At 71.5% G+C, this 6573-nt stretch carries 8 protein-coding genes; 4 read left to right on the forward strand and 4 right to left on the reverse strand.

Annotation, left to right across the window (positions count from 1 at the left end; all coding sequences use genetic code 11):
* Nucleotides 1-50: 50 nt before the first annotated feature.
* The 4 genes from ACWGE1_RS39205 to ACWGE1_RS39220 form a co-directional block, all read right to left on the reverse strand.
* Entirely contained in the window at nucleotides 51-353 is a 303-nt protein-coding gene (locus tag ACWGE1_RS39205) for a hypothetical protein (RefSeq protein WP_453425251.1), read from the reverse strand.
* Between the two features lie 109 nt (nucleotides 354-462).
* The gene (locus tag ACWGE1_RS39210) at nucleotides 463-690 is read right to left on the reverse strand and encodes a DUF3107 domain-containing protein (protein WP_326588154.1); all 228 of its coding nucleotides are present in this window, start codon (nucleotides 688-690) and stop codon (nucleotides 463-465) included.
* A gap of 152 nt (nucleotides 691-842) precedes the next feature.
* Nucleotides 843-1481, reverse strand: a complete 639-nt coding sequence (locus tag ACWGE1_RS39215) for a TetR/AcrR family transcriptional regulator (RefSeq protein ID WP_202199848.1) — start codon at nucleotides 1479-1481, stop codon at nucleotides 843-845.
* 172 nt (nucleotides 1482-1653) lie between these two features.
* Nucleotides 1654-1869, reverse strand: coding sequence for a hypothetical protein (locus tag ACWGE1_RS39220; RefSeq protein WP_453425252.1), 216 nt, complete (start codon nucleotides 1867-1869; stop codon nucleotides 1654-1656).
* A 133-nt stretch (nucleotides 1870-2002) separates the two neighbouring features.
* On the opposite strand from ACWGE1_RS39220, the gene ACWGE1_RS39225 reads away from it, so the two are divergent.
* The 4 genes from ACWGE1_RS39225 to ACWGE1_RS39240 all read left to right on the forward strand — a co-directional run bounded on the left by ACWGE1_RS39225 (nucleotide 2003) and on the right by ACWGE1_RS39240 (nucleotide 6522).
* Nucleotides 2003-2998 carry an alpha/beta fold hydrolase gene (locus ACWGE1_RS39225; protein ID WP_453425253.1) on the forward strand — a complete coding sequence of 332 codons (996 nt, stop codon included), beginning with the start codon at nucleotides 2003-2005 and terminating at the stop codon, nucleotides 2996-2998.
* 5 nt (nucleotides 2999-3003) lie between these two features.
* Entirely contained in the window at nucleotides 3004-4419 is a 1416-nt protein-coding gene (locus ACWGE1_RS39230; protein ID WP_453425254.1) for a DUF3152 domain-containing protein, read from the forward strand.
* An 82-nt stretch (nucleotides 4420-4501) separates the two neighbouring features.
* Nucleotides 4502-4597, forward strand: a complete 96-nt coding sequence (locus tag ACWGE1_RS39235) for an Ms4533A family Cys-rich leader peptide (protein ID WP_319729120.1) — start codon at nucleotides 4502-4504, stop codon at nucleotides 4595-4597.
* Nucleotides 4598-4770: 173 nt separating this feature from the next.
* Nucleotides 4771-6522: an ABC transporter substrate-binding protein gene (locus ACWGE1_RS39240; RefSeq protein WP_453425255.1), complete on the forward strand. Its 1752-nt coding sequence runs from the start codon at nucleotides 4771-4773 to the stop codon at nucleotides 6520-6522.
* The last annotated feature ends 51 nt before the right edge of the window (nucleotides 6523-6573 follow it).

The raw sequence follows: 6573 nt of genomic DNA on the forward strand, positions 1-6573 counted from the left end.
GGCGCGCACTTGGCGCGCCGGGGCCGGCGTACGTGGTGCGGGGGTTTCAGTCACCCCCGCGACGGGAGCGAAAACGGAGTCCTGTGGGGCGACCTGCGGGGCCCTGCGGCCGGACGGAGCAGCAGGGACAGGACCACCGCGGACACCAGCACCGAGCCGATGAGGGTCGCGGTCAGGGTGTTGTGCCCCGGGCCCAGCGCGAAGTGGGTGAGATACGCCCCGAACAGCGCTCCCAGCACCCCGCTGACCAGCACGACTCTGAGGGAAGGCAACCGGCGCGCGAGCACCCGGGCGGCTGTCGCGGACAGGGCGAGGCCCAGGAGCGCGGAGCCGAGCACTTCCATCAGCAGCATGAGGTCTCTCCCATACGTCAGGGCAAACCAGGTCACTGCGGTCCTACCCGAAGCGGAAGAAACGGAAACGGCCCGGCGGGATCAACCGCCGGGCCGTTCACCACAGTTCTCAGAGCGCGCCGAAGCCGACCTTGCGCACGCTCGGCTCGCCCAGGTCGACATACGACAGGCGGTCGGACGGCACCAGGACCTTGCGGCCCTTGTTGTCGGTGAGGCTCAGCAGCGGCGCGGTGCCGGACAGCGCGGCGGTGACGATGCGCTCCAGCTCCTCGGCGCTCAGGTCGCTCTCCAGCACGATCTCCCGGGGTGCGTGCTGCACGCCGATCTTGACCTCCACGGCTTTGTCCCTCCGACGATCCGGTTCGCGCGATCAGCCGCGCCGTACGCGGTCCACATTAGCCCGGAGAGGGGACGCGGACCGCGCAGAGCGGACACGCTGGCAGCGAACAGTGGCCGATGGGGCCGCCGGCGCCGTGGGCGCCCGGCCCGTCAGGCCTCCGTGCCGTGCAGCGGGAAGCCGGCGATGCCGCGCCAGGCGAGGGAGGTCAGCAGGCCGACCGCCGTCTCGCGGGCGACCGGGCTCTCGCTGGAGAGCCAGTAGCGGGCCACGACCTGCGAGACCCCGCCCAGGCCCACGGCCAGCAGCATCGACTCGTCCTTGGACAGGCCGGTGTCCTCGGCGATGACGTCGGAGATGGCCTCGGCGCACTGGAGCGAGACGCGGTCGACGCGCTCGCGCACCGCCGGCTCGTTCGTCAGGTCGGACTCGAAGACCAGCCGGAAGGCGCCGCCCTCCTCCTCCACGTAGGCGAAGTAGGCGTCCATCGTGGCCGCCACCCGCAGCTTGTTGTCCGTCGTGGACGCCAGCGCGGTGCGCACGGCGAGCAGCAGGGCCTCGCAGTGCTGGTCCAGCAGCGCCAGGTACAGGTCCAGCTTGCCGGGGAAGTGCTGGTACAGCACCGGCTTGCTCACGCCGGCCCGCTCGGCGATGTCGTCCATCGCAGCCGCGTGGTAGCCCTGCGCGACGAAGACTTCCTGGGCCGCGCCCAGCAGCTGGTTGCGCCGGGCTCGGCGCGGCAGTCGCGTGCCCCGCGGACGCGCTGCCTCGGTCTGCTCGATGGCTGTCACGCCGCCTCCCACTTTCTCTAAGAACACAGTGCGCTCTGCGCCGCGCCGCCATCGTACTTTTCGGTAACCGAATCTGGAGGGTTCAAGCCGAGTTTTCTCGCGGTACGGACGGCCAGGAGGCGCTGGTCAGCGGTTTGATCAGCGGTTTGGTCGATGCTCGGTCGACTGCGGATCAGCGGTAGTCGTCCTCGTCCAGCGGCACCACCCGCGCCTGCTCGACGGCATCGCCGTCCGTGGCCTCGCCCACCGAGCCAACGGTGATCGGGTCGTCCTCGTCCGGCCGGAGATCGGCCAGCTGCTCCGCCACATCCGCCTCGGGCGCCTCAGGATCGAGGGATTCCGGAAACTGCTCCCGGAAGGTGTCCGGCTCCGCAGGGTCGACAGTCATGCCGCTCCCCTCGCTTCCTTGTGTTCACTTACGAGCCTAGGAGGATCGCGGAGGCACCGCTATATGGATCCGGCCGGTGTCTGTGACGGCGAACACAAGAGGAGGAGCGTGATCGTCTCGTAACATTGCCCGCATGTCTTCGACCGAGCTGCCGGGCGTACGGTCCACCGCCGAGCTGTCCTCCCAGGTGGGAGCCGTTCGGGTGGCCGAGGGGGAGCAACTGCGCACCGCCGTGCTGCCCGGGCTGGAACTGGCCGTCCGGGTCCGTCCACCCCTGCGCACCGGGCTGCCACCCGCTCTTTTCGTGCACGGACTCGGCGGTTCCTCGCAGAACTGGTCGGAGCTCATGGCGCGGCTGGCCGACACCGTCGACGGCGAGGCCCTGGACCTGCCGGGCTTCGGCTGGTCCCCACCACCCGCCGACCGGGACTACTCCGTCACCGCCTTCGCCCGCGCCGTCATCCGGCACCTCGACGCCGCCGGGCGCGGCCCGGTCCACCTGTTCGGGAACTCCCTCGGCGGAGCCGTCTCCACCCGCGTCGCGGCCGTCCGGCCCGACCTCGTGCACACGCTGACGCTGATCTCGCCCGCCCTGCCCGAGCTGCGCGTGCAGAAGTCGGCCGTGCCGACCGCCCTGCTCGCCCTGCCCGGGGTGGCCGCGCTCTTCAGCCGGATGACCCAGGGGCTCAGCGCCGAGCAGCGCACCCGTGGGGTGACGAACCTCTGCTACGGAGACCCCTCCCGGGTGACGCCCGAGGGATTCCGCAACGCCGTGGAGGAGATGGAGCGGCGGATGGCCCTTCCGTACTTCTGGGACGCGATGACCCGCTCCTCGCGCGGCATCGTCGACGCCTACACCCTCGGTGGCCAGCACGGACTGTGGCAGCAGGCGCAGCGGGTTCTCGCGCCCTCCCTGCTGGTCTACGGTGGCCGGGACCAACTGGTCTCCTACCGTATGGCGCACAAGGCGGCCGCCGCCTACCGCGGTTCGCGGCTGCTGTGTCTGCCGGAGGCCGGGCACGTGGCGATGATGGAGTACCCCGAGGTGGTGGCCGCCGCCTTCCGGGAGCTGCTGAGCGACACCGGAGCGGGCGAGGGTGACCGAAATACCGACGACGGCAGAGGCTGAGGACCGTGGGACGACATAGTCGCAAGGGCCCCGCCCCGGCACCCGCCCCGGCCCCCGTCCGGCCGCAGCCGGAGCCCGCGCCGCTGCCTTACGAGGAACCGCCCGCCGCTTACTGGCCCGAACCGACCGTCACCCACCAGGGGTACGTGTCCCAGGACCGGGCCTTCGCCGACGCGCGGACCGGCGGGCACCCCCAGCAGTACGAGTCGGGCGGTGCCTGGGGGGCCCACCCGGACTCCGTCTACGGGGACTGGCACGGCGTGCGCCGCGCGCCCGGCGCCGCCGCCGCCCCGCCGGCCGGAGCGGCTCCCGCCGGCCTCCTCGACTCCGACACCCCGGCCTTCGGCACCCCCGCGGTGGGCTTCCCGCAGGTCACCCTGGCGCCGCAGGCCGCACCCGCACCCGCACCCGCCCCCGTACCGGCGGCCGGCCCTGACCCCGTCACCTCCACCGGCTCGCACCGCCGGGTGCCCGGGCCGCGCAGGCCCGTCGACCCGGTCGAGCCCGCGGGCTCCTCCACCGTGCCCGTCGCGCCCGCCGAGCCTGCCGCGCCCGCCGCGGAGCAGCCCGGCTCCGGCCGCGGGCTGAAGGCCCGTACGTACACCGGCATGGCCGCCGTGGCCGTCACCACCGTCCTCGCCGTCGTCGTCGCGGGCCAGGTGGCCACGGACGGGGACGACAGCAGGACCGGTGCGCAGGCCGCCTCGGACGACAGCCGGACCGACGCGGCCGCCTCCCGCTCGGACGAGCGCTCGACACCGCAGGCGGCCACGCCCGCCGGGCCCGCGGCGCCGTCCGCCGTTGCGCCGGCGCCGGAGCTGACGTACGAGCAGAAGATGGCCGAGCAGCTGCCGATCGACCCGAAACTCACCGGGCCCGGCACCTTCGACACGGTGCCCGGTGTGGCCAAGGCCCCCGGCAAGGGCAAGCTCGTGCGCTACCGGGTCGACGTCGAGCAGGGCCTCGGCATGGACCCGCAGCTCTTCGCCGAAGCCGTCCACCGCACCCTCAACGACCCGCGCAGCTGGGCCCACGGGGGCGCGATGACCTTCGAGCGGGTACCGGGCGGCGAGGCGGACTTCGTGATCACCCTCGCGAGCCCCGGGACCACCGGTGTGTGGTGCGCCAAGTCCGACCTGGACGTCACCGTCGAGAACGTCTCCTGCGACTCCGCGTCGACCGACCGGGTCATGATCAACGCTTTCCGTTGGGCGCAGGGCTCCTCGACGTACGGGCCGGACCAGATGTTCGCCTACCGGCAGATGCTCATCAACCACGAGGTCGGCCACCGGCTCGGGCACGGGCACGTGAACTGCCGCACACCCGGGGCGCTCGCGCCGATCATGCAGCAGCAGACCAAGTCCCTCAACGTCAACGGGATCCAGTGCAAGGCCAACCCGTGGGTGTTCCCGGGCAGTTGATGCCCGGGCCGGATCCCCGCCCGTCGGCCCGGGCGGGGATCCGCGTTGACAATCCGTCCGATCATCGGCAATCGTTCTCCGCATGTCGCAGCACCACACCATGACCGCGAGCGCCGCCATTGAGCTGGCGCTGCTTGGTGTGACCGCGCACAGCGTGGCCGACATCTTCTGTCGCTGACGCCGACCCGCAAGCGCCGCGACACTTTTCGAGCTCCTTCGCCGCGCCCGGGTGCACGCACGCCCGCAGGCGCGGCTTCCTCATGCTTCGGTGCCGGATCCGGTACCGCCGTCGACCGCTGCCCCTCGCGTGGCCCTTCCGCCCTTCCTTCACGCCGAGAGGTCAACACACCCATGTCTTCCGCCGGACCCGCCCGTCATCTCATAGCGCGCCGCGTGGCCGCCGTCACCGTCAGCCTCGTCCTGGCCGGGGGCGCCGCGGCCTGCGGGCCCAAGGACGGTGCGGACAAGGCCGGTTCGGGCGACAAGCCGGGCGCCGCCGGGGGCGCGCCGCAGAAGGGCGGCACCCTGACCGTCCTCAACTCCGAGCCGCAGAGCGACTTCGACCCCGCCCGGCTCTACACCTCGGGCGGCGGAAACGTCCCCTCGCTGGTCTTCCGCACGCTGACCACCCGCAACCGCGAGGACGGCCCGGCCGGCACCAAGGTCGTCCCCGACCTGGCCACCGACACCGGAAAGGCCAACGCCGACGCCACCGAGTGGACGTACACGCTCAAGGACGGGCTGAAGTACGAGGACGGCACCCCGATCACCACCGCCGACATCAAGTACGGCATCGAGCGGTCCTTCGCCGCCGAGCTGTCGGGCGGCGCCCCGTACCTGCGGGACTGGCTGGTCGGCGGGGAGACGTACGAGGGCCCGTACAAGGACGGCGGCAAGGGACTCGACTCGATCGTCGTGCCCGACCCGAAGACGATCGTCTTCAAGCTCCGCAAGCCCGAGGGCGAGTTCCCCTTCGTCGCCACGCAGACGCAGTTCGCGCCGGTCCCCAAGGCCAAGGACACCGGGGTCAAGTACGAGGAGCACCCCGTCTCCTCCGGCCCGTACAAGGTCGTCAAGAACGACAACGACGGCGAGCACCTCACCCTGGAGCGCAACGAGCACTGGGACGAGAAGACCGACGAGGAGCGCAAGGCATACCCGGACAGGATCGACGTCCGCTCCGGTCTGGACGCCGCCGTGATCAACCAGCGCCTGACCACCAGCTCCGGCCCCGACGCCGCGGCCGTCACCACCGACACCAACCTCGGACCCGCCGAACTCGCCCAGATCGGCGACAACAAGGAGCTCGCCGGACGCGTCGGCACCGGCCACTTCGGCTACGTCAACTACCTGGCCTTCAACCCGAAGGTGGCCCCCTTCGACAACCCGAAGGTGCGCCAGGCCATCTCCTACGCGATCAACCGCACCAGCGTGATCAACGCCGCCGGCGGATCCGCGCTGGCCGAACCGGCCACCACCTTCCTGCCCGAGCGCGAGGCCTTCGGCTTCGCCCCCTACGACCACTTCCCGGCCGGAAGGACGGGCGACCCGGCCAAGGCCAAGGAGCTGCTGAAGGAGGCGGGCTTCCCGGACGGGATCTCCATCACCCTGACCCACTCCACCGCGCAGAACCGCCAGACCAGCCCCGAGGTCGCCACCGCCGTGCAGCAGGCGCTGGCCGCCGCCGGGATCACCGTCAAGCTGGAGGGCCTGGAGAACAACGCCTTCAACGAGAAGCGCTGGGACGTCAAGAACACCCCCGGCTTCTTCCTCTCCCGCTGGGGCGCCGACTGGCCGTCCGGCGGCCCCTTCCTCGCGCCGATCTTCGACGGGCGGCAGATCGTCACCAACGGCTCGAACTACAACCACGCGCAGCTGAACGACCCGGCCGTGAACGCCGAGATCGACGAGATCGCCAAGCTGACCGACCTCGCGGCGGCCGGCAAGCGCTGGGGCGCACTCGACAAGAAGATCGGTGAGCAGGCCCTGGACGTGCCGCTCTTCCACCCGGTCTACAAGCGGCTCGTCGGCAGGGACATCAAGAACGTCGTGATCAGCGACTGGACCGGCGTCCTCGACGTCTCGCAGGTCTCCGTCAAGTGAGCATCGCCCTCAAGCAGTCGGCACCTGAGCAGCCGGCGCCCGCGCCCGGGG

It is taken from the genome of Streptomyces sp. NPDC054932 (genome assembly GCF_053610205.1).

Coding starts and splice junctions, on each gene's coding strand:
- ACWGE1_RS39205 (WP_453425251.1), bottom strand. CDS start 353: ATGCTGCTGATGGAAGTGCTCGGCTCCGCGCTCCTGGGCCTCGCCCTG.
- ACWGE1_RS39220 (WP_453425252.1), bottom strand. CDS start 1,869: ATGACTGTCGACCCTGCGGAGCCGGACACCTTCCGGGAGCAGTTTCCG.
- ACWGE1_RS39225 (WP_453425253.1), top strand. CDS start 2,003: ATGTCTTCGACCGAGCTGCCGGGCGTACGGTCCACCGCCGAGCTGTCC.
- ACWGE1_RS39235 (WP_319729120.1), top strand. CDS start 4,502: ATGTCGCAGCACCACACCATGACCGCGAGCGCCGCCATTGAGCTGGCG.
- ACWGE1_RS39240 (WP_453425255.1), top strand. CDS start 4,771: ATGTCTTCCGCCGGACCCGCCCGTCATCTCATAGCGCGCCGCGTGGCC.